Origin of the sequence: Lysobacter firmicutimachus, from assembly GCF_037027445.1 — a bacterium.
GTDB lineage: Bacteria > Pseudomonadota > Gammaproteobacteria > Xanthomonadales > Xanthomonadaceae > Lysobacter > Lysobacter firmicutimachus.
Genome location: NZ_JBANDL010000002.1, coordinates 1,704,703 through 1,730,168, shown reverse-complemented (window position 1 = coordinate 1,730,168; position 25,466 = coordinate 1,704,703). Strand labels below are relative to the sequence as shown.

At 70.8% G+C, this 25,466-nt stretch carries 24 protein-coding genes; 15 read left to right on the top strand and 9 right to left on the bottom strand.

Annotated features, from left to right (window positions below; all coding sequences use genetic code 11):
• The first annotated feature begins 73 nt into the window (after positions 1-73).
• Genes V2J18_RS07525 through V2J18_RS07505 form a run of 5 tightly spaced genes read left to right on the top strand, consistent with a single transcriptional unit; the run spans position 74 to position 4,749 of the window.
• Positions 74-712 carry a hypothetical protein gene (locus V2J18_RS07525; RefSeq protein ID WP_336131443.1) on the top strand — a complete coding sequence of 213 codons (639 nt, stop codon included), beginning with the start codon at positions 74-76 and terminating at the stop codon, positions 710-712.
• Positions 709-1,167, top strand: coding sequence for a hypothetical protein (locus V2J18_RS07520; protein ID WP_336131442.1), 459 nt, complete (start codon positions 709-711; stop codon positions 1,165-1,167). Before V2J18_RS07525 ends, V2J18_RS07520 begins: the two co-directional genes overlap by 4 nt.
• Positions 1,167-1,961 (top strand): COG1470 family protein, encoded by a 795-nt coding sequence (locus tag V2J18_RS07515; protein ID WP_336131441.1) that lies wholly within the window; start codon positions 1,167-1,169, stop codon positions 1,959-1,961. Before V2J18_RS07520 ends, V2J18_RS07515 begins: the two co-directional genes overlap by 1 nt.
• Positions 1,958-3,946: a carboxypeptidase-like regulatory domain-containing protein gene (locus tag V2J18_RS07510; RefSeq protein ID WP_336131440.1), complete on the top strand. Its 1,989-nt coding sequence runs from the start codon at positions 1,958-1,960 to the stop codon at positions 3,944-3,946. Before V2J18_RS07515 ends, V2J18_RS07510 begins: the two co-directional genes overlap by 4 nt.
• Positions 3,943-4,749: an EAL domain-containing protein gene (locus V2J18_RS07505; protein ID WP_064746252.1), complete on the top strand. Its 807-nt coding sequence runs from the start codon at positions 3,943-3,945 to the stop codon at positions 4,747-4,749. Before V2J18_RS07510 ends, V2J18_RS07505 begins: the two co-directional genes overlap by 4 nt.
• Positions 4,750-4,864: 115 nt before the next feature.
• On the opposite strand, the gene creC is transcribed toward V2J18_RS07505, so the two are convergent.
• Positions 4,865-6,310, bottom strand: a complete 1,446-nt coding sequence (gene creC / locus V2J18_RS07500) for a two-component system sensor histidine kinase CreC (protein ID WP_336131439.1) — start codon at positions 6,308-6,310, stop codon at positions 4,865-4,867.
• Positions 6,311-6,323: 13 nt separating this feature from the next.
• Positions 6,324-7,001 carry a two-component system response regulator CreB gene (gene creB, locus V2J18_RS07495; protein ID WP_064746254.1) on the bottom strand — a complete coding sequence of 226 codons (678 nt, stop codon included), beginning with the start codon at positions 6,999-7,001 and terminating at the stop codon, positions 6,324-6,326.
• A gap of 178 nt (positions 7,002-7,179) precedes the next feature.
• Between creB and V2J18_RS07490 the strand changes: the two genes are divergently transcribed.
• Entirely contained in the window at positions 7,180-8,040 is an 861-nt protein-coding gene (locus tag V2J18_RS07490) for a 23S rRNA (adenine(2030)-N(6))-methyltransferase RlmJ (RefSeq protein ID WP_336131438.1), read from the top strand.
• A 258-nt stretch (positions 8,041-8,298) separates the two neighbouring features.
• On the top strand, positions 8,299-8,505 hold the full coding sequence (locus V2J18_RS07485) for a hypothetical protein (RefSeq protein ID WP_064746256.1): 207 nt from the start codon (positions 8,299-8,301) through the stop codon (positions 8,503-8,505).
• A gap of 170 nt (positions 8,506-8,675) precedes the next feature.
• Here the strand turns inward: V2J18_RS07485 and V2J18_RS07480 are convergent, their stop codons facing one another.
• Together V2J18_RS07480 and V2J18_RS07475 are read right to left on the bottom strand one after the other, a co-directional pair.
• Positions 8,676-9,719 carry a YwqG family protein gene (locus V2J18_RS07480; protein WP_064746257.1) on the bottom strand — a complete coding sequence of 348 codons (1,044 nt, stop codon included), beginning with the start codon at positions 9,717-9,719 and terminating at the stop codon, positions 8,676-8,678.
• 99 nt (positions 9,720-9,818) lie between these two features.
• Positions 9,819-10,733, bottom strand: a complete 915-nt coding sequence (locus tag V2J18_RS07475; RefSeq protein WP_064746258.1) for a cation diffusion facilitator family transporter — start codon at positions 10,731-10,733, stop codon at positions 9,819-9,821.
• A 582-nt stretch (positions 10,734-11,315) separates the two neighbouring features.
• On the opposite strand from V2J18_RS07475, the gene V2J18_RS07470 reads away from it, so the two are divergent.
• The 8 genes from V2J18_RS07470 (at position 11,316) to aqpZ (ending at position 20,067) form a co-directional block, all read left to right on the top strand.
• The gene (locus V2J18_RS07470) at positions 11,316-11,942 is read left to right on the top strand and encodes a GNAT family N-acetyltransferase (RefSeq protein WP_079247990.1); all 627 of its coding nucleotides are present in this window, start codon (positions 11,316-11,318) and stop codon (positions 11,940-11,942) included.
• Between the two features lie 184 nt (positions 11,943-12,126).
• Complete coding sequence (gene mfd / locus V2J18_RS07465) at positions 12,127-15,573, top strand: transcription-repair coupling factor (RefSeq protein WP_064746259.1); 3,447 nt, start codon at positions 12,127-12,129, stop codon at positions 15,571-15,573.
• 362 nt (positions 15,574-15,935) lie between these two features.
• Complete coding sequence (locus tag V2J18_RS07460) at positions 15,936-16,427, top strand: GlcG/HbpS family heme-binding protein (protein WP_336131437.1); 492 nt, start codon at positions 15,936-15,938, stop codon at positions 16,425-16,427.
• Between the two features lie 26 nt (positions 16,428-16,453).
• Positions 16,454-17,017, top strand: coding sequence for a histidine phosphatase family protein (locus tag V2J18_RS07455; RefSeq protein WP_064746261.1), 564 nt, complete (start codon positions 16,454-16,456; stop codon positions 17,015-17,017).
• Between the two features lie 116 nt (positions 17,018-17,133).
• Entirely contained in the window at positions 17,134-17,523 is a 390-nt protein-coding gene (locus V2J18_RS07450) for a hypothetical protein (RefSeq protein WP_064746262.1), read from the top strand.
• A 181-nt stretch (positions 17,524-17,704) separates the two neighbouring features.
• Positions 17,705-18,562: a pirin family protein gene (locus V2J18_RS07445; protein WP_064746263.1), complete on the top strand. Its 858-nt coding sequence runs from the start codon at positions 17,705-17,707 to the stop codon at positions 18,560-18,562.
• Positions 18,563-18,700: 138 nt separating this feature from the next.
• Entirely contained in the window at positions 18,701-19,138 is a 438-nt protein-coding gene (locus tag V2J18_RS07440; protein ID WP_141233306.1) for a hypothetical protein, read from the top strand.
• 218 nt (positions 19,139-19,356) lie between these two features.
• The gene (aqpZ, locus tag V2J18_RS07435; RefSeq protein WP_064746265.1) at positions 19,357-20,067 is read left to right on the top strand and encodes an aquaporin Z; all 711 of its coding nucleotides are present in this window, start codon (positions 19,357-19,359) and stop codon (positions 20,065-20,067) included.
• 300 nt (positions 20,068-20,367) lie between these two features.
• Here the strand turns inward: aqpZ and V2J18_RS07430 are convergent, their stop codons facing one another.
• The 5 genes from V2J18_RS07430 to V2J18_RS07410 form a co-directional block, all read right to left on the bottom strand.
• Positions 20,368-20,616 carry a hypothetical protein gene (locus V2J18_RS07430; RefSeq protein WP_064746266.1) on the bottom strand — a complete coding sequence of 83 codons (249 nt, stop codon included), beginning with the start codon at positions 20,614-20,616 and terminating at the stop codon, positions 20,368-20,370.
• A 287-nt stretch (positions 20,617-20,903) separates the two neighbouring features.
• Positions 20,904-21,764, bottom strand: a complete 861-nt coding sequence (locus V2J18_RS07425) for a pirin family protein (protein ID WP_064746267.1) — start codon at positions 21,762-21,764, stop codon at positions 20,904-20,906.
• Between the two features lie 296 nt (positions 21,765-22,060).
• A complete protein-coding gene (locus tag V2J18_RS07420) occupies positions 22,061-22,654 on the bottom strand; it encodes a class I SAM-dependent methyltransferase (RefSeq protein ID WP_064746268.1) in 594 nt (197 codons plus the stop codon).
• Positions 22,655-22,709: 55 nt separating this feature from the next.
• Positions 22,710-24,881, bottom strand: coding sequence for a bifunctional 23S rRNA (guanine(2069)-N(7))-methyltransferase RlmK/23S rRNA (guanine(2445)-N(2))-methyltransferase RlmL (gene rlmKL, locus V2J18_RS07415; protein ID WP_336131436.1), 2,172 nt, complete (start codon positions 24,879-24,881; stop codon positions 22,710-22,712).
• Positions 24,878-25,423 (bottom strand): YqiA/YcfP family alpha/beta fold hydrolase, encoded by a 546-nt coding sequence (locus V2J18_RS07410; protein ID WP_336131435.1) that lies wholly within the window; start codon positions 25,421-25,423, stop codon positions 24,878-24,880. The genes rlmKL and V2J18_RS07410 overlap by 4 nt, the downstream gene beginning before the upstream one ends.
• Between the last annotated feature and the right edge of the window lie 43 nt (positions 25,424-25,466).

Genomic DNA, 25,466 nt, shown 5'->3' with positions numbered 1-25,466 from the left:
CCGTCCGTTTCGCTCCCTCCTCCCGCGGCGCGTCCGCGGGAGGGCTTCCGCCTCCGCACCGGAACCGTCCGTCATGACGCCATCGCTGCGCGCCATCCGCCAGATCCGCTGGGCCCTGCTGCCGCTGGCCGCGCTGTGGCTCGGCGCCGCCCAGGCCTTCGTGGTCACCATCTCGCCCGGCACCCGCGCGGTCTATCTGCGCATCGGCAACGGCGTGTTCACCGGGACCTATCGAGGCGGCGGCACGCCGGGCAGCGGCGGCACGCTCAACAAGGTCTCGGTGACCGTGCCGGCCGCGGCGCTCGGCAACGGCACCGACCAGCCGATGACCAGCGACGCCACCCAGACCACCAGCCACTACGACGGCTACACCTTCTGCAACGTGCCCGACGAGGTCTACATCGGCGGCTTCTACCGCCGTCCGACCACCACCGGCTCGGCCAGCCTGACCGTGTCCTCGCCCGCCGGGCTGAGCAACGGCAACGGCGACAGCATCGCCTTCTCGCAGATCGCCTGGGCCAGCAGCGGCAACGGCGATACCGGCACCCAGCCGATTCCGGCCGGCAGCTTCAACGGCGGCGTGCAGAGCCTGGCCAGCTTCCCGGCCAACAGCTGGCGCGAGAGCTGCCACCGTTTCCGCTATGCCAACGACGCGGTGGTCGCCGCCGGCACCTACACCGGCCGGGTGGTCTACACCCTGAGCGCGCCATGAGCCGCTGGCTGGCGATCGCGCTGCTGTCGCTGTGCGCCGGCCTGGCCCAGGCCGCCACCTTCCGCGTCGACGACAGCGCCAGCCAGGTGCTGGACAACGACGTGCAAATGAAATGGGACGACGCCGTGCCCGGCCAACACGCGCGCCAGACCGTGTCCGGTGCGCTGACCGTGCTGGTCCGCCTGGACCTGTCGCCCTGGCAGGGCCGCCAGGGCCGCGTCTACATGACCCTGCCCGCCTCGCCTTCGGGACCGATCCTGACCCAATGGACCACCCGCGGCCGCCTGCTGCCGGGCGCGCTGCGCGCCGGCGAGCGCGCCCTGGTCTATGCCGGTCCGCTGCCGGCCGGGCTGCTCGAAGACACCGTGCGCCTGAACCTGCAGGCCGACGGACAACGCCTGTCGCGCGCCGAGCAACTGCATTTTTCCTTCGAAGTCGACCTGGACACTCCGTGATGCGCCTCGCCCGCCTGCGCACCCTCGCCGCTCTGCTCGCGTCGCTGCCCCTGTGCGTCGCCGCGCAGGGCTTTTCGGCCCTGGTTTCGCCGCCGCGCTTCGAAGACTCGGCCCGGCCCGGCACCACTTATCGCAACGTGGTCGAAATCTCCAATCTGTCGCCGGCGTCGGCGCGCTACACGCTCAAGACCGCCGACTGGCGCCTCGACCCGCAGGGCGCGGCGATCTTCGACGAGGCGCTGGCGCCGGACAGCTGCCGCCCCTGGGTGGGGCTGGAGGCGGCGCAGATCGAAGTCGGCGCGCAGGGCAAGCGCCGCTATCGCTTCGAAGTCGCGGTGCCGGCCGACGCGCCGGCCGGCGAATGCCGCTTCGCGATCCTGCTCGAAGGCGAACCGGAAACCGTACGCGGCTCGGTCGCGCTGCCGGTGTCGGGGCGGATCGGCATCATCGTCTACCTCGCCGTCGGCGGCGCCGCCGCGCGGCTGCAGACCCGCGCGATGGGGGTGCAGCGCATCGACGGCCGCGACCTGCCGGTGCTGGAGATCCACAACGCCGGCAACGCCCATTCGCGCCTGGAAGGCCTGATCGACGGCACCGACGCGCAAGGCCGCAAGATCGCCTTCGCGCCGTCCAATCTGCCCATCCTGCCGGGCGAAACCCGGTCGATCGCATTGCAACCGCAAGGCGACGATCCGGCCACGCCGGCGCCGCCGATCGCCTATCCCTTGAAACTCGAGGGCGCATTGGACTGGGACCGGCAGCGGCTCGAACTCGACGCCGTATTGAACCGATGAGGTTGCCTCCCCCCGGCTCGCACCGGCTCGTCCTGCGCCGGCTGGCGTGGTGCGTCGCCGGCGCGCTGGTCGCCGCGCCGGTCGCCGCCAGCGAGACGGCGCCTCCCGCCGGCGCGTATCGCGACCGGATCATCGCCCCGCAGGCGCTGGCGCCGCTGCCGCCGGACGAGGACGAAGCGCCGGCCGACGACGACGGCCCGCCGCGCGCGTTGCGCGTCGAGCTGCAACTGGCGCGCAGCGAGCGCGGCGAGCGCAGCTACGACGAGCACGGCCTTTCGGCGGGCGGGTTCTGGGAAACCGCCGATCACGGCAGCCTGTCGCTGGACGCCAACCTGTTCCGCAGCGATCGCCTGCACGGCGACGAGGGCCGCGACTGGGGCGGGCTGGCCACGTTGTGGCAACGCAATCTGTATCTCGACGGCGGCTGGCGCGTGGACAACGGCCTGGGCGTGCTCAATACGCCGGCGCCGGAGCTGCAGCGCAATCAATACCGCTTTTTCCTGCCGACCGCGCCGCTGGCCGGCGCCAGCACGCAATGGCGACAGGACGCCGACGGCACCTCGGCGTACGCCGCGTTCGGCCGCGCCGGCGTCTACGACGGCCGGCGCATGGCCGGCTTCGACCCCGGCGACGGCCGGGTCGCGGCGGCCGGTGTGCAATGGCGCAGCGGCGCCGGCTGGAACCAGTCGCTGGCGGTGCTGGGCAGTGGCGGCCGGATCGTCGCCGACGGCCGCGGCGATCTGGACTTCGCCTCCGGCGACAGCCAGGCCGCGCACTGGGCGGCCGGCTGGCGCAGCGAACGCGACAGCGTGCAGTTCAATCTGCTCGGCAGCCGCAACGACGGCCGCGACGCCGCCGGCGGCTGGATCGACGCCAGCGCCCGGCGCGGCCGCTATCGCCACCACTACGGCGTGTTTTCGCTCGACCCCGGCCTGGCCTGGGGCGCGCTGCCGATCAACCAGGACGTGCGCGGCGGCTACTACCGCCTGGGCTATCAGTACGGCCGCTGGCAATGGAACGCCGGCGTCGACGACATCCGCTCCATCAGCGGCGACGGCTTCGACGGCCAGTACGCCACCGCCTACGCGCGCTATCAGGCCAGCAGCCGGCTCGGCTACGGCGCCAGCCTCAGTCTGCGCCACGCCGACGGCGACGCGCATGCGCTGCAGTTGTTCGCCGACCGTAGCGGCGAGTGGGGCCAGACCCGGCTGCAATTCGATCACGCCGACGGCGACGGCCTCGGCCGCAGCTGGCAGGCCAGCATCGATCAGGCGCTGCCGCTGCGCGCCGGCCGGCGCTTGTCGGTGTCGCTGGGCTACGGCGAGATCGCCGACGCCGACGCCGGTTCCACCCGCACCGCCACGCTGGCCTTCTACGGCGGCCTGGCCCTGGGCTCGCGCGTCAGCCTCGACGGCAATGCACGCTGGACTTACGGCGACGGCGCCAGCGCCTTGCGCGGCACCGACCTCAATCTCGGCCTGGACTGGCGCATCGCTCCGCGCTGGTCACTGAACCTGGCCGTCTACCAGAGCCGCGGCCGCCAACGCTCGCCGTTCGCGCTCGATCCGCTGGCGATCGAGTCGCCGTTCCTGGCCCTGCCGCGCGAGCGCTCGGCGCTGTTGAGCCTGCGCTATGACCGTCAGCGCGGCCGCAGCCAGGCGGTGCTCGGTGGCGCGCCGGGCGCGGCCACCGGCCACGTCGCCGGCTCGCTGTTCCTCGACGACAACGACGACGGCGTGCGTGCCGCTTCCGAACAGGCCGCGGCCAACGTCACCGTGGTGCTCGACGGACGCTACGCCGTACGCACCGACAGCAACGGCGAATTCGCCTTCCCGCGCGTGTCGGTCGGCGAACACACCCTGGAGGTCGTCGCCGACAACCTGCCGCTGCCGTGGTCGCTGCGCGAGTCGTCGGCCCGCCGCCGGATCGAAGTCAGCGTGCGGCGTACCGCGCGGGTCGATATTCCCGCGGCGCGGCCGCGATGAGCGCCTTGCCCGCACCACCGCGTTCCGCGCCGTCCGCGCCGCAGCGCCGCAGCGCGTCGGGCGCGTTCGCCATCGCGTTCCAGCCTATCGTCGATCTCGACCGGCGCGAGGTGTTCGCCTACGAAGCGCTCGGCCGCCGCGCCGGCAGCGACGGCGCCGCCGCGCTGTTCGCCGGCCTCGACGCGCCGGCGCGCGCCGACCTGGAACGGCGCTTGGCCCGCGCCGCACTGCGCGCCGCCGCGCACCTGCCCGGCGCGCAACGGCTGTCGATCAACCTCGGCCCGTCGATGCTCGGCGATCCGATCGCCCTGCACGAACTGCACCGCCAGGCGCAGACGCTGGGGCTGGACGGCCGGCGCATCGTGTTCGAATTCCCCGAGTCCAGCCCGATCGCGCGCAGCGCCTGGAGCCAGGCGCAACGGTTGTTGCGCGACTGGGGCTACGCCACCGCGATCGACGATTTCGGCGCCGGCTACGCGGGCCTGGAGTTGCTCGCCGATTGCGCGCCGGACCTGATCAAGATCGACATCGGCCTGGTCCGCGGCATCGCCGCCGACCGCGCCCGCCAGGTGATCGTTGCCGGCCTGGTCTCGATCGCCGCCCAGCTCGGCATCGCCCTGATCGCCGAAGGCGTGGAAACCCAGGCCGACGCGGCCCAGCTCAAATCGATGGGCATCGTCCTGCAGCAAGGCTATCTGTACGCCCGCGCCCAGGTCGGCCGTTGGCCGCAGCCCGCGCCCGAAACCTGGGCGGCGACGGGCGCACGCGCGATCGACCGCCGCGCCGACCGCAGCATTCGGTAAGGCGGCGCGCGGCACGGCCGCGTGCCCCGTTTGCGCAGAAGCGGCGGGGCCGGGCTTCGGTCGATGGCGCAGGCCGGGGCGCCCGCGCGTGCCTTGGTCGCGGCTTGCGCCGCTCCTACTCCGGAATGGACAGGGCGGCGATCGCGCCGGGCTCGCCGTCGCGGTTGCGCAGTTGCGCGCTGCCGCCGTGCAGGGACGCGACCTCGGCGACGAAGCACAGCCCCAGACCGCTGCTGCGGCTGCCCCCGGCCGGCCGCGGCAGCGAGTAGAAGCGTTCGAACACCCGCCCCACCGCATAGTCCGGCACCCCGGGGCCGCGATCGCCGACCTCGACCTGCTGCGCCTCGCCGATGCGTTGCAGGCGCAACACGATCTCGCCGCCCGGCGGCGAAAAATCGGCTGCATTGTCGAGCAGGTTGATCAGCGCCTGACGCAGCAGGAAAGCGTCGCCGCGCACCGGCGGCAGGCTCGGGTCCAGGTCCAGCAACAGCCGCGCGCCGGCGCCGTCGATGCGCTGCGCGCAATGCTCGGCCGCCTCGCGCGCGATCGCCGCCAACGCCACCGGTTCGGGCCGTTCCAGGCGTTGGCGATGTTCGACCGCCGCCAGCGCCAGCAGCTTGTCGATCATCTGCGCCAGGCGCTCGGCCTGACGGCGGATGCTGCCGGCGAAGCGCGCGCGGTCGGCATCGGGCATCGGCGCATCGCCGGGCGGCGATTCCAGCAATTCGGCGCTGCCGCGGATCGCCGCCAACGGGCTCTTCATTTCGTGGGTCAGCGTATGCACGTATTGCTCGACGTACTGCTTGCCCTCCAGGCGCGCACGCATGGTCTCCAACGCCTGACCGAGTTCGCCGAACTCGCCGGCGGCGTCCGGCGGGTCGGCGCGCTTGCCCGCGGTGACCGCCTGCGCGTAGCGCCGCAGCAGGCCGATCTGGCGCGACAGCCACCACGACACGATCACCCCGATGGCCAGCGCCGCGCCCATCAGCACGAAGCCCCAGCGCGTCACCACCGCCTGGCTGCGGGCGATGAACGGCGCGATCGCGGCGTTCGGCTTGGCCACAGTCAACGAACCGATCACCCGGCCGCGCTCGTCGCGGATCGGAGCGGCCACGTGCATCACGGTGTCGTCCGGGCGCGCCGGATCGACCGCGCTGGAGCGCGCGCCGTAGCGGCCGCGCAGGGTCAGGTAGACGTCGTTCCAGCGCGAATAGTCCTGCCCCACCGCGACGCCGCTGCTGTCGAACACGACGATGCCGCGCGCGTCGGTCACGTAGACGCGATAGCTGGTTTCCGGCTTGCGGAAGCCCCAGATCGCCGCGCCGACGTCGCGTCCGTCCAGCGAGCGCACGCGCTTGGCGAAGTCGCCGCGGTCGATGCGGCCGGCGAGGAAATCGTCGGTGGCCAGTTCGGCCAGCACGTTGGCGGTGTCGACCAGAGTGTCTTCCATCGCCTGGCGCACGCCGGGCTTGACCTCGGCCACGAACACCCGCACCAGCAACAACGCCGCGACCGCGACGATCAGGAAGTAGCCGAGGAAGATCCGCAGTCCGATGCGCACGAGCGGCCCCGGCTCAGGCGTTGTCGAGCGAGTAGCCCAGTCCGCGGTGGGTGCGGATCGGGTCGGCGTCGGCGGCGACTTCGCGCAGCTTGGCGCGCAGGGTCTTGATATGGGTGTCGACGGTGCGGTCGCCGCTGTCCAGCGCATCGCCCCAGACCCGGTCCATCAACTGCGCGCGCGACAGCACCGCGCCCGGGCGCTGCAACAAAGCGGCCAGCAGGCCGTACTCGTAGCGGGTCAGGTCCAGGGCCTGGCCGCGGTAGCGGATGCGCTTGCCCTCGGCGTCGTGGACGAAGCCCTCCTCGGTCGCCGGCGCGGCCTCGCTGCCGCCGGGACGCAGCCGGCGCAGCACCACCCGCACCCGGGTCGCCAGTTCGCGCGGCGAGAACGGCTTGGTCACGTAGTCGTCGGCGCCGATCTCCAGGCCGAGGATACGGTCGGCCTCGGCGTTCTGCGCGGTCAGGAAGATCACCGGCAGATCGCGCTCGCGGCGCAGCTCGCGGCACAGCGCGAAACCGCCGATGTCGGGCAGGCCGACGTCCAGCACCGCCAGGTCGAACGCCCCGCGCGCCGCCTCGCGCAGCGCCTCGCCCCCGGTCAGGCAATGCACCGCCTCGTAGCCCTCCGCGCGCAGCGCGTACAACACGGTGTCGGCGATGGCGGATTCGTCTTCTACCAGAAGGATGCGCATGGGGCGGGGATTGGGGATTCGGGATGGGGGATGGGCGAAGCGCCGCGTCGCCCATGATGCCTGTTCGGCCTGCGGGCTGCCGCTTTCGCGGCGCGACTCGCCCAGGCCCCATAATGTCCCGGGGACTGCTTGTTTGCTTTTCCCAATCCCCGATCCCGAAACCCAATCCCGGCCGAAAATGAACTACCGCCACGCCTTCCACGCCGGCAACCACGCCGATGTGCTCAAACACGTCGCCCTGCTGGCCTTGTGCGATGCGCTGACCATCAAGCCGGCGCCGCTGTTCGCGCTCGATACCCATGCCGGGCGCGGGTTGTACCCCCTGGACGGCAATTCGGCCCAGCGCACCGGCGAAGCCGAGGGCGGAATCGGCCGGCTGATCGCCGAGGCGCCGAAACAACCGGCGATCGCGCGCTATCTGGCCGCGGTGCGGGCCTGCCGCAGCGTGCACGGGCCGGCCGCCTACCCGGGTTCGCCCTGGTTGCTGGCGCATGCCCTGCGCGAGGACGACCGCATCGCCGCCTGCGAACTGCAGCCGGAGGAGGCCGGCCAGCTCCGGCAGCACTTCCATGCCGACCCGCGCATGGCCGTGCACGCCCGCGACGGCTACGCGGCGATGAAGGCGCTGTTGCCGCCCAAGATCGGCGCCACCCGCTACAACCGCGGCCTGGTCCTGATCGACCCGCCGTACGAAGCGCAGTTGGAAGAGTTCGACACCGCCTTGGCGGCGCTGCGCGAGGGCCTGGCCCGATGGCCGCAGGGCTGTTACGCGCTGTGGTATCCGATCAAGCGCCGGCGCGCGCTGCAGCCGTTCTACCGCCGCGCCGCCGCGCTGCCGGCCAAGTCCATCCTGACCGCCGAACTGCTGGTGCGCGCCGACGATTCGCCGCTGCGCATGAACGGCAGCGGCCTGTTGCTGCTCAACGCGCCGTGGCAGTTGGACGAGACCCTGACCGCGGTGCTGCCGGCATTGGCGCGCACGCTCGGCGAAACCTCTGCCGCCGAAGGCGGCTTGAACTGGCTCAAGCGGCCCGACTGAGCCCCGCGCAGCGGCACGCTGCAACGCAGCGGAAATCGCGTTCCAGCGCACGCTTGCGCCGCCGTGCGCGCCGTCCCGCCGGCACGTCGGCATCGCTGCGCGGGAGCCGCGCGCGCTTGGCGTGGCCGGCTTGCGCCGCATCCGCATGCCCGCGGCCGTGCCGCTGCGCGCCGGCGCCGGGCGGCGACGACTTGCGCGAGCGCGGCGGGCGTCGTATCACGGCGCCGCCCAATGACGGGCTGGAGAGAGGGAATTCGAATGATCAGGAAGAAGATCGGGTTTCTCGCCGTGTGCGCCTTCGCCTTCGGCATGACCATCGCCAGCAGCGCCGGCGCCTTCGCCTGCAACAACACCTGCCGCCTGGGGTGCGAAACCGCGCTGACCAACTGCGAGAACAGCGGCGGCAGCCGCTGCTGGATCGAGTATTCCAACTGCTATCGCCGCTGCGGCTGCGTCCTGCCCTGATCCGGCGGGACGGCCCGAAAGGATCGTCCGCACGGATCGACGGCCGGGGGCGCGCCCCCGGCCGTTACCGCCCCCGTACAAGCCCAGACAGGCCGCGCGGTCTTCGTGGCGATACGACGCAGACACACATCTGCCCGGCGTCGAACGGTGCGGGCCTCGTCGTGGCGGCCTCAGTAGCAGTCCCAGTGATAAGCCACGCGGCTGAAATCGGCGCGGGCCAGGTCGTCGGGGTCGATGAAGAAATTGGCGATGCCCGAATCGCCCCACATCAGGTCCTCGTCGCTGTCGAGCTGCAACAGCAGCACGCGCTCATCGCCGGCGGCGCGCGGATCGGACTGGGTGAAGTCGGGGTAGCCGCCGAGCTTGTGTCCGGCACGGTCCAGATAGGCGGCGACGTCGTCGGCGACGTCCTCGGCCTCGTCCTCGGGATGGGCCTTGCGGTAATCGGCGATCAGGCCATCGATGTCGCGGCCGATGGCGCGCTCGAGCCCGGCGTCGTTGCCGCCGATGGTTTCGTGGTCGGCGACGAAACGGATCCGGCGCGGCCGGGCCGGATCGAACGGCAGGCCCTCGCCGGCCGCCGTGCCCGCCGGCGGCGCGACCGCCGGCGCATCGGTGCGCGGCCAGTACACGACGCGGAAGCCGCGTTGTTCGGCCAGCGCCTGCATGCGGTCCTCGCCGTGAGCGCGGTCCAGGCCGGCGCCGTAGTAGTCGTCGGCGGAGACGAAGAACTGCAGCAAGCCCTGCTGGGGATAGCCCGGCATCACCGGCAGTTCGGCGAAATCGAGCTGGGCCAGCAGGAACAACGGCCGCCCCTGGGGATCGCGCGGGTAATCGCGCCCGGCCGCCCAATAGGCGCGGCCGCCGACCTTGCTCAACCGCAACGCGTCGGTCTTCAGTTCGCTCAGTTCGATCCGCGCCACCGGCCGCTGGCTGGTCTGCATGGCCGCGGCCACCGGCGCCAGCACGGCGCGGGCGCGGGCGTCGTGGTCCTGGATCGCGCAGCCGCCGCCCTTGCCGCCATCCCCGGCCGCCTGCCGGTCTGCGCCGGCGGCGCCGTGCATTGGGCCGGCGGCGTTTTCCTGCCCCGCCCGGCTGCGTTGCGCCACCTTGCCTTCGAGCTGCCGGTAGGCCACGTAGCCGACCCCGCCCAAGGCCGCCGCCGCGGCCGCCACGATCGCTATCGACAGCAATACCGCTTGGCCGGTCTTCATCGTTCGGGGTCCATTTCGTCGTCGGAACGATTATCGCCAACGAAAAGGCCGGAAGCGCAGCGCACTCCCGGCCTCGTCTTGCGGTGCCGCAGCGCGGCCTCAGTCGCCGCGCGCGACGTCGGGCTCGAAGAAGCTCCAGCGCACTTCCGGGAAGGCCTGCTTCATCGCCCGCTCGACCGCGTTGATCTGCTCGGTCAGTCCGGCCACGCTGTGCTCTTCGCGCATCTGCGCCTGCACCGAGACCATCACCTCGTTGCCCAGTTGCAGGGTGATCAGGCTGATGACCCGCGCCACTTCCGGGCGCGCGTCGAGAAACTCGCGGATCTGCTGCTGGCGCAGCGGGTCGACGCTTTGGCCGATCAGCATCGCCTTGACTTCGATGGCGACGAACACCGCCACGATGATCAGCAGCGCGCCGATGCAGACGGTGCCGATGGCGTCCCAGATCGGGTTGCCGGTGACCACGGTCAGGATCACGGCGATCAGCGCCAGCACCAGGCCCAGCAGCGCGGCGAGGTCTTCGCCGAAGATCACCACCAGTTCGGCCTGGCGGCTTTCGCGGAACCACTGCCACAAAGTGCGCTGGCCGCGCGCCTTGGCCACTTCCTGCAGGCAGGCGCGCATCGAGATCGCCTCGGCGACGATGCCGAAGGTCAGCACGCCGGCCGCCCACCACCACTGCTTGAGCGGTTCGGGGTGCTGCAGTTTGTGGATGCCTTCGTACAGCGAGAACATGCCGCCGACGGTGAACAGCATCACCGCGACCAGGAACGACCAGAAGTAGATCGCCTTGCCGTAACCCAGCGGATAGTCGGGCGACGGCGGGCGCTTGGATTGCTTCAGGCCGAGGATCAGCAGGCCTTGGTTGCCGCAGTCGGCCAGGGAGTGGACGGTCTCGGCCAGCATCGCGCTGGAGCCGGTGAAGAACGCTGCGACGCCCTTGGACACCGCGATCGCGAAATTGGCGCCTAGCGCGAACAGGATCGCGCGGGTCGAATCACCACCACCTGCCATGACTGAACTGCTCCTTCGGGTTTCAAGCGGCGGAGTCTAGCATTGCCGATACTGGCGATTGAGGACCGAAAGGCCCTTGCGCCGGGCGATGGCATCGACCGGGCGGTCGCGGCCGGCGCCCTGCCCACGAACCGGTCCAGACGCGACAGGCGGGCTTGCCGGATTGTCGCCGGGCGCGGATCGGGACCCGATGCGTCGGGCCAGGATGCTCCCGTCGGCGGCCGGCGCCGGGTCCCGCCGAACACCCGGCGCAGCTCGCCTTCGGTGTGGCGAGCGCCCGTGTATCGCCCCCGCCGACCATCGCCCAGCCGGCAGGTCGGCACGCCCCAGGCACACTCCAGCGGAGGCTGGGCTGGCCAATGGCAGTTGTCAGGCCGCGGTTAGCCGGCCATGATGAAACCAATTCTCATTTCTGGCATGGATTGCGTCAACAAACCCCAGGCCCGATGAGGCCCGCACGGGACCCCGCCCTTCGTCCCGCTGCCGCCGCATCGCGGATACCGACGCCCGCCGGTCGGGACCTCGGACGGGTATCGCAAAGAGGAAGGGCTAAATCCGTCACAATGTGCCACTATCAGACCCATGGCCACGCGTGAACGATTGCCGCCCTGGCACGAACGCCAGCGTCTCCCCAACGGACGCGAGGTGTTGATACGCCCGGTACGGCCCGAAGATGCCGAGCCCCTGCGGGCCGGTTTCACTCTGCTGCAGCCCGACGAAGTGCGTCAGCGCTTCTTGTACGCGCTGAAGGAACTCACGCCGGAAATGGCGGAGCGCTTCACCCGTATCGATCCGCGCACCGAGTTCGCCCTGGTCGCCGCCGAACCCTTCCCTCCCGGCGAGGCCCTGGTCGGCGCGGTCGCGCGGATCGCCATCGACGAGCGCACTCGCGATGCCGAGTTCGCGATCCTGGTCAGCCGCTATATCGCCAACATGGGCCTGGGCCGCTATCTGATGACCCGGCTGGTGAAGTGGGCGCGCGGCAAAAAAGTGCACCGGCTGTACGGCGAAGTGTTCGAACACAACGCGCCGATGTTGTCGCTGGCGCAGTCGCTGGGCTTCGAACGCGAATTCCAGCAGGACTCGCCGGGGCTGATCCGGGTAGTGCTGGACCTGCGCGCCAAGCCGCCGTCGCAGGCCGAAGGCGCCGGCGAACCCGAGCTGGGCGGCGATTCCGGCTCGGACTCGGACAAATCCGCACCCGCCTGATCCGGGCTCGTCCAAGCGCTACGGCGACCGGACGCTGCGGCCCCGCGGCGTCCGTGCTCGTGCGCGGTGGCGCGGTCGGACGGCGCCGCACCGGCTGAGGCCACGCCGAACCGCCGTCGCCGCACGGCGTGACGCGATCCCGGGGTGAGGCTAACCTAGCGCCCCCCGCGACCAACGCTGCCCTGTGTCCTCTCTTCTGCCCAAGACCGGCCAGCAGCGCGCCTGGTGGCGCGCGCCGGCCTCGCCGTCCGCCTTGGCCTGGGCGCTCGCCCGCGCCGCCGCCGAACACGATGCGCCGCTGCTCGCGATCGCCCGCGACAATCACGGCGCACACCAGCTCGAATCCGACCTGCGCACCCTGCTCGGCGTCGACCCGGCTTTGCCGGTGTTGGCGTTTCCGGATTGGGAGACCCTGCCCTACGACGTCTTCAGCCCGCACCCGGACATCGTCTCGCAGCGGCTGGCGGCCCTGCACCGCCTGCCCGGCCTCAAGCGCGGCATCGTCGTGGTGCCGGTGCAGACCCTGCTGCAGCGGCTGGCGCCGCGCCGCCACGTGGTCGGCGGCAGTTTCGACCTCGCGGTCGGCCAACGCTTGGACCTGGACGCGGAAAAGCGCCGGCTCGAATCGGCCGGCTACCGGCACGTGCCGCAGGTGCTGGACCCGGGCGACTTCGCCGTGCGCGGCGGCCTGCTCGACGTCTATCCGATGGGCGCGCAATCGCCGTTCCGGATCGAACTGCTCGACGACGAAATCGAAACCATCCGCGCCTTCGATCCGGAATCGCAGCGCTCGCTCGACAAGATCGAAGCGGTGCGCATGCTGCCCGGACGCGAAGTGCCGCTGGACGAGGCCTCGCTCAAGCGCGCGCTCGACGCGCTGCGCGAGCGCTTCGACCTCGACACCCGGCGCAGCGCCCTGTACCAGGACCTCAAGGCCGGGCTGGCGCCGTCGGGCATCGAGTACTACCTGCCTTTGTTTTTCGAACAGACCGCGACCCTGTTCGACTACCTCGACGAAGCCGTCCTGCCGGTGCTCGCCGACGGCGCGCTGGACGCCGCCGACCAGTTCTGGAGCCACACCGGCGAGCGCTACGAACAACGCCGCCACGACATCGAGCGGCCGCTGCTGCCGCCGGATCAGCTTTACCTGACCCCGGTCGGCCTGCGCGAGCGGCTCAACCAGGGCCGGCGCATCGAGCTGTGCGGCGAAGGCCATGCGCAACGCGAGCGCGCGCTCGCCCTCGGCGACCAGCCGGCGCCGGCGCTGCCGGTCGCCGCACGCGACGCCGCGCCGGCCGAAGCGCTGAAATCCTTCCTCGCTCACTACCCGGGCCGGGTGCTGATCGCCGCCGACAGCCCCGGCCGCCGCGAAGCTTTGCTGGAAGTGCTGCAGGCCGCGCAACTGCGCCCGGAGGTGGTCGCCGACTGGCGTGCGTTCCGCGACGGCGCCAGCCGCTTCGCGATCGCGGTCGCGCCACTGGAGGACGGCTTCGCCCTCGACCAGCCGCCGCTGGCGGTGCTGACCGAGCGGCAGCTGTTCCCCGAGCGCGCCTCGCAGCCGCGTCGGCGCAAGCGCGTCGGGCGCGAGCCGGAAGCGATCATCCGCGACCTGGGCGAGTTGTCCGAGGGCGCGCCGATCGTGCACGAGGACCACGGCGTCGGCCGTTACCGCGGCCTGATCGTGCTCGAAGCCGGCGGTCAGCCCGGCGAATACCTGGAAATCGAGTACGCCAAGGGCGACCGGCTGTACGTGCCGGTCGCGCAGTTGCACCTGATCAGCCGCTACTCCGGCGCCTCGGTCGAGACCGCGCCGCTGCACTCGCTCGGCGGCGAACAATGGACCAAAGCCAAGCGCAAGGCGGCCGAGAAGGTCCGCGACGTGGCCGCCGAACTGCTCGAGATCCAGGCCAAGCGCCAGGCCCGCGCCGGCCTCGCGCTGGACGTGGACCGGGCCATGTACGAGCCGTTCGCGGCCGCGTTCCCGTTCGAGGAGACGCCCGACCAGCACGCTTCGATCGAGGCGGTGATCCGCGACCTGTCCAGCAGCCAGCCGATGGACCGGGTGGTCTGCGGCGACGTCGGCTTCGGCAAGACCGAAGTCGCGGTGCGCGCGGCCTTCGTCGCCGCCGCAGCCGGCAAGCAGGTTGCGGTGCTGGTGCCGACCACGCTGCTGGCCGAGCAGCACTACCGCAATTTCCGCGACCGCTTCGCCGACTGGCCGCTCAAAGTCGAGGTGCTGTCGCGCTTCAAGACCGGCAAGGAGATCAAGGCCGAGCTGGAGAAGCTGACCGAGGGCAAGATCGACGTCGTCGTCGGCACCCATCGCCTGCTGCAGAGCGACGTGCGCTTCAAGGACCTCGGCCTGGTCATCGTCGACGAGGAACAGCGCTTCGGCGTGCGCCAGAAAGAGGCGCTCAAGGCGCTGCGCGCCAACGTGCACCTGCTGACCCTGACCGCGACGCCGATCCCGCGCACGCTCAACATGGCCATGGCCGGTCTGCGCGACCTCAGCATCATCGCCACCCCGCCGGCGCACCGCCTGGCGGTGCAGACCTTCGTCGTGCCCTGGGACGACATGCAGCTGCGCGAAGCGTTCCAGCGCGAACTGGCGCGCGGCGGCCAGGTGTATTTCCTGCACAACGACGTCGAAAGCATCGGCCGGATGAAGCGCCAACTGGAAGAGCTGGTGCCGGAAGCGCGCATCGGCATCGCCCACGGCCAGATGGCCGAGCGCGAGCTGGAAAGCGTCATGCTCGATTTCCACAAGCAGCGCTTCAACGTGCTGCTGTGCACGACGATCATCGAATCGGGCATCGACATCCCCAACGCCAACACCATCATCATGAACCGCGCCGACAAATTCGGCCTGGCCCAGCTGCACCAGTTGCGCGGCCGCGTCGGCCGTTCGCATCACCGCGCCTATGCCTACCTGGTGATTCCCGATCAGCGTTCGATCACCGCCGACGCGCAGAAGCGCCTGGAAGCGATCGCCTCGATGGACGAGCTCGGCGCCGGTTTCACCCTGGCCACCCACGACCTGGAGATCCGCGGCGCCGGCGAACTGCTCGGCGAGGACCAGAGCGGGCAGATGGCCGAGGTCGGCTTCAGCCTGTACACCGAATTGCTCGAACGCGCGGTGCGCTCGATCCGCCAGGGCAAGCTGCCCGACGTGGATTCGGCCGAAGCGCGCGGCGCCGAGGTCGAACTGCATATTCCGGCGCTGATCCCGGAAGACTATCTGCCCGACGTGCACACCCGCCTGACGCTGTACAAGCGCATCAGCGGCGCGCGCGACAGCGAAGAGCTGCGCGAGCTGCAGGTCGAGATGATCGACCGCTTCGGCCTGCTGCCGGACGCGGCCAAGCATTTGTTCGCGGTGGCCGAACTCAAGCTCGGCGCGACCGCGCTGGGCATCCGCAAACTCGACCTCGGCGACAAGGGCGGCCGCCTGCAATTCGTCGAGCGGCCCAACGTCGACCCCATGTCGATCATCAAGATGATCCAGGGCCAGCCCAAGCTTTATCAGATGGACGGCCCGGACAAACTCAGGATCAAGCTCGACCTGCCCGATCCGCCGGCGCGCCTGGCCGCGGCCAAGGGCCTGCTGACCTTGCTCGACACCAAGCATTGAGCGCCCCCGCTCCGCTCTTGCGGCTCCCCCTTGGAAAAAAGCGGGAGCCGGGAGGGTTGGCTGCTGACGTTGCTCCTTGAGCGACCGCAACCGCACCTCTGCCGCGCCCGCCGCGCGGTCGCTCGCCCCTTCGTCGAAAGGGCCGCGGGAAAAGCGTTCGCGCTCTCCTCTGCCGATCCCGTCGGCCGGCCCCGACAGCCCATCCCCACAAAAGCGCACGCAACGGCGTCCCGCCTATCGATTCCGACTTCGAAAAGAGGCCAGGGGGGAGTTGCTTCTGCCTTCGCCTCGCAGGACCACCAGCACTGCCCTCGCGGCCGCAAGGCGGCTACTCTCGCCCCATCTCCCGCTCCGAGCCCGCCATGCCGCGCCTGTCGTCCGCAATGCTCGCCTGCGCCCTCGCCTGCGCCGCTTCGTCGTGCTTCGCCGCGCCGCCGCTGAAGGAGCAACTGAGCCAACGCACCGTGCTCAACCTCGCCGCCGCCAAGCGCATCGCCCAGGCGGTCGAGGACAAGGCGCGCGCCGACGGCCTGAAGGTCGCGATCGCGATCGTCGACGAGGCCGGCCGGCTGTTGCATTTCCAGCGCATGGACGGCACCCCCAACTCCAGCGTCGAGGTCTCGATCGGCAAGGCCATCCACGCCGCCAATTACCGCCGCGACTCGGCCTTCCACCAGAAGCTGCTGGAAGGCGGCAACACGGTGGTGCTGGGCCTGCCGAACGCGCTTCCGATCGAAGGCGGCGTGCGCTTGCTGCTCGACGAGCAGGTGATCGGCGCGATCGGCGTGTCCGGCGCGCAGGCCGCGCAGGACGGTGTCATCGCCCAGGCCGGCGCCGATCTGTTGCGCCCATGAATTCCTCAGCGAACCGGGACTGCGTCATGAACGTTCTACGCCGCCTTTCGTTCGCCGCGTGCGCGGCGCTGCTGTCGGCCTGCGCCACGGCGCCCCAGCCGGACGCGCCGGCCGTGGCGGACACCGCCGCCGGCGCCACCTATCTGATCGTGCGCCACGCAGAGAAAGCCGACGACGACCCGCGCGACCCCAGCCTGTCCGAAGCCGGCCATGCGCGCGCACGCCGCCTGATCGAGGCGCTGGCGCGCACGCCGCTGCGCGCTGCGTACGCGACCGGCTATCGCCGCACGCAGGGCACCGCCGCGCCGGCCGCAGCCGCGCACGGCCTGCAAGTCACGCTCTACGACGCCAAGCAGCCCGCCGCCGATTTCGCCGCCGCCCTACGCCGCGACTGGCCGCAAGGCACGGTGCTGGTGGTCGCGCACAGCAATACCGCACCCGGCATCGCCGCCGCCTTGTGCGGTTGCGCGGTCGAGCCGATGAGCGAGAACGAATACGACCGGCGCATGTGGGTACGGGTGGATGCGCAAGGCCGCGCGCATTTGCGCGTGAGCCGCGACGCCGGGCCGGCATCCTCGTCCGGCCAGTAACGCGCGCGCCGACGCCCGAACCGGAAGCGAACCGACTCCGGCGCCGTAACGGCGTCGGCGCAGCGCGGCGCCGGCAAGGGCTAGACTCTCTCCCGCCCTGCCGTCCGGAGTCGCCGATGAAAGCCCGATTCGCCGCCCTCGCGTTCGCCGTCGCCGCACTGACCGCCTGCGCCCACGCCGGTTCCGGCGGCGACGCGCCGCGCCAGGCCCTGCCCGGCCAAGCGACGGCCTTGGCGCGCGGCGACAGCCTGGTCCTCCCCGACGGCGCGCGGCTGCGCTTCGCCGCGGTCAGCGCCGACTCGCGCTGTCCGCCGAAACTGCAATGCGTATGGGCCGGCGACGCGGTGCTGGCGTTCGAATTCACCGCCGCCGACGGCGCGCGCACGGCGCTGTCGTTCAACACCGTCAGCGATCCGCGCCGCAGCGCCGGCGCCTGGACGATCGAAGTGCAGGGCCTGGACTTCGCCGATCCGCCCAACGCGACGCTCAAGATCGACGCGAAATGAACGCGGCGCCGTCCGGCGCGGGCCACGCGTTCCATCCGCGGCTCTCGCCCGGCGACTCGGCACGAGGCGCGCCTGTCGCGCCGCACGACGCCGTCGCCGCAACACCGAGTTGCAGGGCCGGTAGCGCGATTGCCGCGCACTCGTGCGACCCTGCGGGCATCATCCTGCAGGAATCGCGACCATGACCACGATCATCGCCCCGCGCGTCCACGACCTCGGCGGCTTCCAGGTCCGCCGCGCCGTGCCGTCCATCCAGGCCCGCTCGATCGGCCCGTTCGTGTTCGTCGATCACATGGGCCCGGCGCTGTTCGAGCCCGGCCGCGGCATCGACGTGCGCCCGCATCCGCATATCGGCCTGGCCACGGTGACCTTCCTGTGGGCCGGCTCGATCGGCCATCGCGACAGCCTCGGCAGCGTGCAGGACATCGCTCCCGGCGACGTCAACTGGATGACCGCCGGCCGCGGCATCGCCCACTCCGAGCGCACCCCGCAAGGCCCGCGCGCCGACGGCCATGCGCTGCACGGCATGCAGACCTGGGTCGCGCTGCCGCGCTCGTTCGAGGAAACCGCGCCGGCCTTCCACCACCACCCCGCCGCGACCCTGCCGCAGCAGAGCCGCGACGGCGCCTGGCTGCGCATCGTCGCCGGCCGCGGCTTCGGCGAGGAATCGCCGGTGCGGGTGTTCGCCGACACCCTCTACGTCGCGATCGATCTCTACCCGGACGCGCAATTGGACATCGAAGACAGCCACGCCGAGCGCGCGCTGTACCTGCTCGAGGGCGAAGCCCAGCTCGACGGCGCCGATCTGCCGGAAAAACACCTGGTGTTGCTCGAGCCCGGCACCCGTCCGCGGCTGCGCGCCAAAACCCCGCTCAAGGCCATGTTGCTGGGCGGCGAACCGCTCGACGGCCCGCGGCACCTGTGGTGGAACTTCGTCTCAAGTTCGCGTGAGCGCATCGAACAGGCCAAGCTCGACTGGACCGAAGGCCGCTTCGGCCTTATTCCCGGAGAGCATGAGTTCATTCCGTTACCTGAATAGTGCTTTAACGTTTGTCAACCGACTCGAACTGAACTAAGGTCACAACCTGCAAAGGCTCTCAACACCGTTTGACCTATTCCAGGTTCAGGGGGACGTGTCGTGAAGTCAGGTGGGAAAGGCCAACACGCTTGGCCATGGTTGGTTTTGCTCTTCGTCGCCTGCGCCCAGGCGCAGGACCCTGCCGCCGCCGACGGCGGCGCCTGCCCGCAATTGCCCGACGGCACCGATCTGCGCTGGGAGTATCGGGCCGGCCCCGATTCGGACTTCTGCCGGGCGATCCGCAACAGCGACGGCAGCGAGGCCTTCGGCCTTTACATCGCCGCCAAGTCGCCGTTCGAACCGCGCCGCGGCGACCGCGCCGAGGCCGGCTCCATCGACGGCCGTTCCATGCATTGGTACCGCGGCGAACTGGCCGGCAAGCCCAATGTCCAGGTGCGCGAAACGCTGATCGACGTCGGCAACGGCAAGCTCGCGCACATCTGGCTGCAGGCGAACTCGTCGGAACAGCTCAAGGAGGCGCTCGGCCAAGCCGAGGGGCTGCGATTTTCCTCGGCCCGACTGAGCAGCGCCCGCTGACCTCACCCGCTGTGCACACGCGACGCGGCAATTTTGCCGCGCTCGCGCGCGGCGTCGCATTCGGCACACTTTTGTGACCGGTTGCTCATTTTCACGTTATCCGCCAGCATGAGAATCGACTCGGCTGAATGGGGTCGCGACGCGTCGTTCCCCGCCTGAACGGGACAACCGTCCGATCCCCTGCCGAGGGCAAGTCCCATCACTCGGAGGAAAACGACATGATCAAGCGACTCGGTGCGGAGTTCATCGGAACGTTCTGGCTGGTACTCGGCGGTTGCGGCAGCGCGGTGCTGGCGGCGAACTTCGGCGGTGCCGGCAATCCGCTCGGCATCGGCCTGCTCGGCGTGTCGCTGGCCTTCGGCCTGACCGTACTGACCGGTGCCTATGCGCTCGGCCACATTTCCGGCGGCCACTTCAATCCCGCGGTCAGTTTCGGCCTGTGGGCCGGCGGCCGCTTCCCGGCCAAGGACCTGGTGCCCTATATCGTCGCCCAGGTCGTCGGCGCGATCCTCGCCGGTTTCGTCCTGCTGCAGATCGCCGGCGGCACCGCCGGTTTCGCGATCGACCCGACCGCGGCCGGCACCTTCGCCAGCAACGGCTACGACGTGATGTCGCCGGGCGGCTACTCGATGCACGCCGCGTTCCTGACCGAAGTGGTCATGACCGCGATGTTCCTGGTGATCATCCTCGGCGCCACCCACCGCAACGCGCCGGCCGGTTTCGCCCCGATCGCGATCGGCCTGGGCCTGACCCTGATCCACCTGATCAGCATTCCGGTCACCAACACCTCCGTGAACCCGGCCCGATCCACCGGCGTGGCGCTGTTCGCCGGCCCGGCCGCGATCGGCCAGCTGTGGCTGTTCTGGGTTGCGCCCATTCTCGGCGGCCTGCTCGGCGGCGCGATCTACCGCTGGCTCGGCAAGGACTGAAGCGGTCCGCATCGGGGTACGAAAAAGCCGCGCGAAAGCGCGGCTTTTTCGTTGCCGGAGCGCGCCATCGGCACGCGCGGTCCGGCGCCGCATCCGCGGCTTCGCGGCGGCGTCCTCGACCGCGCAGGTACCGGCGCAAGCAGGAATCCATTCCGACCCGCAGGCCGCGCTCGCCGCATGGCTGGGCCTCGCGCGGCGCAACGGCGCCTGCGGACGGGCGAAGCGGAATGGACTCCGGCTTGCGCCGGCAGGCCGGAACTCAACGGCGCCCTGCGGCGTCGGCCCCGGCCGGCGGATGCGTCAGGCGCCGACGGCCTGCTGCGCCAGGTCCACCGCGTTCTGCTGCAGCTGCGTCTTCAGCCGGCCGGCGGCCAGGCCATCGGCGCTTTCGAGCATCTGGTACGCCGCCTGCAATTGCTTGATGCCGCGCGGCGGCACTTTCTTGAGCTTGCCGCCGACGATGACGAAACCGCCCGCGCCGGCGGCGACGCCGGCGGAAACGAAGGTGGCGACGATGGTGAATTGCTTGGGATCGATTCGGGTGGCCATTGACGGTTGCTCCATGCGGGCGCGGCGGGCCGCGCGTCATCGCAGTCGCTCCGGCCGACGCCGCCGCGCTGCGTTCCATACTCGATCAACGCGCGGGACCGCAGCGGTCGGCCATTGCAACAGTGCAACCGCGCGCCGGCGACCGACCGGCAGCGTCCTTCCGCCGTGGCTGCAGGCCGGGGCCGCGCTCGCGCGCAGCCCTTCGCAGAGCGCCGCCCGGCGTCCATGCCGCGACGGTTCGACTCAGAACTCGCCTCTCAGACCTTCCCTTCTCGGAACTGGCCTTCTCAGAACTTGCCTTCCTGGAAGTCGACGAAGGCCTGCATGAGCTCTTGCTTGGTGTTCATCACGAACGGGCCGTAACGCGCCACCGGCTCGCGCAGCGGCCGCCCGGCGACCACGATCAGGCGCGTATCCGGCTGCAATGCGCGCAAGCGCAGACGGCTGCCGCCGGCCAACACCGCCAACTCCTGCGCCTGCACCGTGCGCGCATCCTCGCCTTCGCCGATCGCCGCTTCGCCCTCGTAAACATAGGCGAAAGCGTTATGGCCCTCGGGCAGGTCGTATTCCCAGGCGGCGCCGTCGGCGAGCGCGACATCGAGATAGACCGGATCGGTGGCCGGCTGCGCGATCGGGCCGCGCAGATCGCCGAGGCGGCCGGCGATCAGCTTGACCTGCACGCCCTGCGCCGGCGCCAGCTGCACGATGCGATCGGGTGCGAACTCCTGGTACTTGGGCTCGGTCATCTTTTCGCGCGCCGGCAGGTTCACCCACAGCTGGAAACCGCGCATGCGGCCCTGCTCCTGTTCGGGCATCTCCGAATGCACCAGGCCGCGGCCGGCGGTCATCCACTGCACGCTGCCGGGCACCAGCACGCCTTCGTTGCCGTGGTTGTCGCGATGGCGCATGCGCCCGTCGAGCATGTAGGTGACGGTCTCGAAGCCGCGGTGGGGATGCTCGGGGAAACCGGCGAGGTAGTCCTCCGGCCGATCGGTGCCGAATTCGTCGAGCAGCAGGAACGGGTCCAGATCGGGCAGCTGCGGGCCGCCGATGACCCGGGTCAGGCGCACGCCGGCGCCGTCCGAGGTGGGCTGGCCGCGCAGCTTGCGGCCGACGCGGGCGTAAGCGGTAGAGGTGGCGGGGGCCATGGGACGCTCCAGATTCGACACGCCGGATCGGCGATGGCGGCTAGGATGTCACGACAAATTCAGAACAATACCGCCAAAACTGCAATCATCAATTACAAATAAAGAACAATTGTCTTGCAGGAGGCAGGCTAAGCCGTGGCAGCCGCAGCGATGCCGGCGCTGCGTTCACGATGGAGCCAGCGGCAGGCGCGAGGCAAAGCCCGGCGATGCGAGATTCGGCTGTGACGCTTACGCCCCGTTCCCTTCGGTTGTCGCCGCTTGCGCCGCTTCCATGGGGAGCCGGGCGTCGCCGGGGCTCAGCGCTGCGGCTTGCGGTAAACGTAGACCGTCGCCGGCGGCACGTTGCGCAGCACGAATTCGCCGCGGCGCACCTGCAGCCCGAGTCCGCGCGCCACCGCTTCGGCGACCGGCGCGCTCGGGCCGTAGGTGAACTGCACGAACACCCCGTCCTCGCGCAGGCATTCGAACGCGGCGGCAAGGATGTCGCGCTGCAGCGGATGCGGCATCGTCAACAGGCCCAGGCCGGACACGATCGCATCGGCCGGCCCGTCTTCCAGATAGCCCTGCTCGCGCGCCAGCGCCGGCAGCATGCGCGCGTCGCCGAGCAGCACCGGCACGCGCGGGAAACGCAGCTGCAGGTGCGCGTGCAGCTCTTCGTTGAGTTCCAGCACCAGCAGATCGCGCTCCTGGATGCCGGCGCCGAGCAAGGCGCGGGTGATCGCGCCGGTGCCGCCGCCGAGTTCGATCACCCGCCGCGCTTCGTCGGGCAGCTCGGCGATCATCGCCGCCGCCAGTTCGGCGCTGGACGGCGCCACCGCAGCGACGCGCAAAGGGTTCTTCAGCCATTGGCGGAAGAACGTCCAGGCACCGGGCTTGCGGACGGACTTCATCGGCAAGCCTCGGCCGCGCCGCGGCCGGCGGAACGAAAAGACGAATGCGACGGCATCAACGCGGCTCCAGGCGCCAGCAACGGTGGATCCGGGCGTCGCGGGCGAAATCCGGCGGAATGGTCGCGGCGCTGATCTCTTCGCAGCGGGCGAACTGCGCCACCGCTTCGTCGTCGAAGCGGAAACGGCGGAAGTTGTTGGAGAAATACAGCACGCCGTTGTCGGCCAGGCGCGCGACCGCCGCGCGCAACAGGCGCACGTGCTCGCGCTGAATGTCGAAGTCGTCGGCGCGGGCCGAATTGGAGAAGGTCGGCGGGTCGCAGAAGATCAAGTCGTAGCGGCCGCGGTCGGCTTCCAGCCATTGCATCGCATCGGCCTGCACCAAGCGGTGTTGCGGGCCGGCGATGCCATTTTCGCGCAGGTTGTCCGCGCACCACTGCAGGTAGGTCGCCGACAGGTCGACCGTGGTGGTTTCCGCGGCACCGCCGACCGCCGCCTGCACGGTCGCCGCGCCGGTATAGGCGAACAGGTTGAGGAACCGGCGTCCGCGCGCCTCGCCGGCGATGCGCAGACGCATCGGCCGGTGATCGAGGAACAGGCCGGTGTCGAGATAGTCGAACGGATTCACCCGCAGCCGCGCCGCGCCTTCGCGCACCGCCACGAACTCGCCGCGCTGGTCGAACTGGCCGTACTTGCTGCCGCCCTTGCCGCGGGCGCGGGTCTTCAACGCGATCCGTTCGCGCGGCACCGCGAACACCTCGCGCGCGGCCGCCAGCAGCTCGTTCCAGCGCCGGCGCTGGTCGGCCTCGGGAATCGTCGCCGGCGCCGCATACTCCTGAACGTGCAGATAAGTGCGCGGCTCGGCTTCGTCGCTGGCGTAGACGTCGATCGCGGCGGCGTACTCCGGCAGGTCCGCGTCGTAGGCGCGGTAGCAGGTCACGCCTTCGCGCTCGCGCCAGGACTTGAGCTTGCGCAGGTTCTTGCGCAAGCGGTTGGCGACCATCTGCGCGCCTTCGCTGAGCGGCGCAGGTGCGGCGTCCTCGGCCTGCGCGCGCTGCTCGGCATGGCCGATGCGGGCGATCGGATCGCAAACGATCAGCGCGCATTCGATCGCGCCGTTGAAGATCTGGTACTTCTTGCTGGCGCGCAGGCCGGTGGCCTGGGCCAGCCCGGCGTCGCCGCACAACAGACTGGCGCGCCAAGACGGCACCAGCCGCTTGAGCGCGTCGCCGAGGGCGCGGTAGAGCGCGGGGTCGGCTGCGAGACGGGCGTCGTAAGGCGGATTGCAGACCGCGACTCCCGGCGCAGCGCCGGCGTCGATCGGCAAGGCCTGCAATTGCGCGACATCGGCGACTTGCCAATGGATCAGGCCGGACAGGCCCGCCATCGCCTCGTTTTCGCGCGCGGCCCGGATCGCGTGCGGGTCCAGGTCGCTGCCAGCGAATGCGGGCCGCAGCGCGGCCAAACCGGCGCTTTCGCGCGTCCTCGCCTCGTCGCACAGGGCGCGCCAGCCGGCGAAGTCGAAGCCGCGCCAGCGCGTGGGCGGCAGCAAGCCGTGGCGCTGCAGGCCCGGCGCGACGTCGGCGGCCATCAGCGCGGCTTCGATCAGCAGGGTGCCGCTGCCGCACATCGGGTCGAACAGCGCGCCGCCCTCGGCGTAGACCTTCGGCCATTGGCCGCGCAACAGCACCGCCGCGGCCAGGTTTTCCTTGAGCGGCGCTTCGCCCTGCTTTTGCCGCCAGCCGCGCCGGTGCAGCGGGCCGCCGCCGAGATCCACCGAAAGGATGGCGCGCCCCTTGCGCAGGACCAGGTTCAGGCGCAGGTCCGGAGTCTCGGTATCGACGTCGGGGCGCGCGCCGGTGCGCGCGCGCAAGGTGTCGACCACCGCGTCCTTGACCCGTTGCGCGGCGTAGCGCGCATGGGTGATCGCGTCGCCGGAGACATGCGCGTCCACCGCCAGGGTGTGCACGCTCTCCAGGTGTTCGGTCCAATCGACCGCAGCCACGCCGCGATACAGCGCGTGCTCGTCGGCGCAGTCGAATTCGGCGATCGGCCACAGCACCCGGCTGGCCAAGCGCGACCACAGCACCGCGCGCTGCGCGTCGGCGAGCGTGCCTTCGACGTTGGCGCCGGCGGTGGCGGCGGTGGCGCGACGGCAGCCCAGCGCGACCAGTTCGTCGGCCAACAGGTATTCCAGGCCCTTGCCGCAGCTGGCGTAGAACTTGTTCATGCCGCGGCCCCGCTCACCCGCTCGAGCAAGCGCGCGAACGCCTCGGCGCCGGCGTCGACGTGCGCCGACAGGCGATGGCTGTCGTCGACCAGCAGCAGGCGTGCGCGACGCGGCTGCGCCCAGGCCACCACGTCGGCGGCCGGAATCAATTCGTCGTCCCAGCCATGCACGATGCTGAGCGGCACCGGCGCGGCGTCCAGCGCCGGCGCCGGGCCCATCGCGGTCGGCGGCGAGAGCAGGAACAAGCCGGCCACCGGCACTTGCAGCGAGACCCGCGCCGAAATGTAGGCGCCCAGGCTCGATCCGGCCAGCAACAGCGGCCCGCGCGCGGCGGCGGCGCGGGCCAGCTCCAACAGGCGCTGCTGGCGCGCCATGACGTCGCCGAGCGAGCTGACCTCGCGCTTGGCGTCCAGATCGGTGTAGTCCGGGCGCTCGTGGCTCCAGCCGCAGCGTTGCGCGACCTCGGCCAAGGCGGTGACCTTGGTCGCGTCGGGGCCGCTCTCGAAGCCGTGAGAGAGAATGCAGTGTCCGGTAATGCCCATCGATCCGATCTGGTTAAGTGGTTTCAATTCGCCGCGCCTCGGG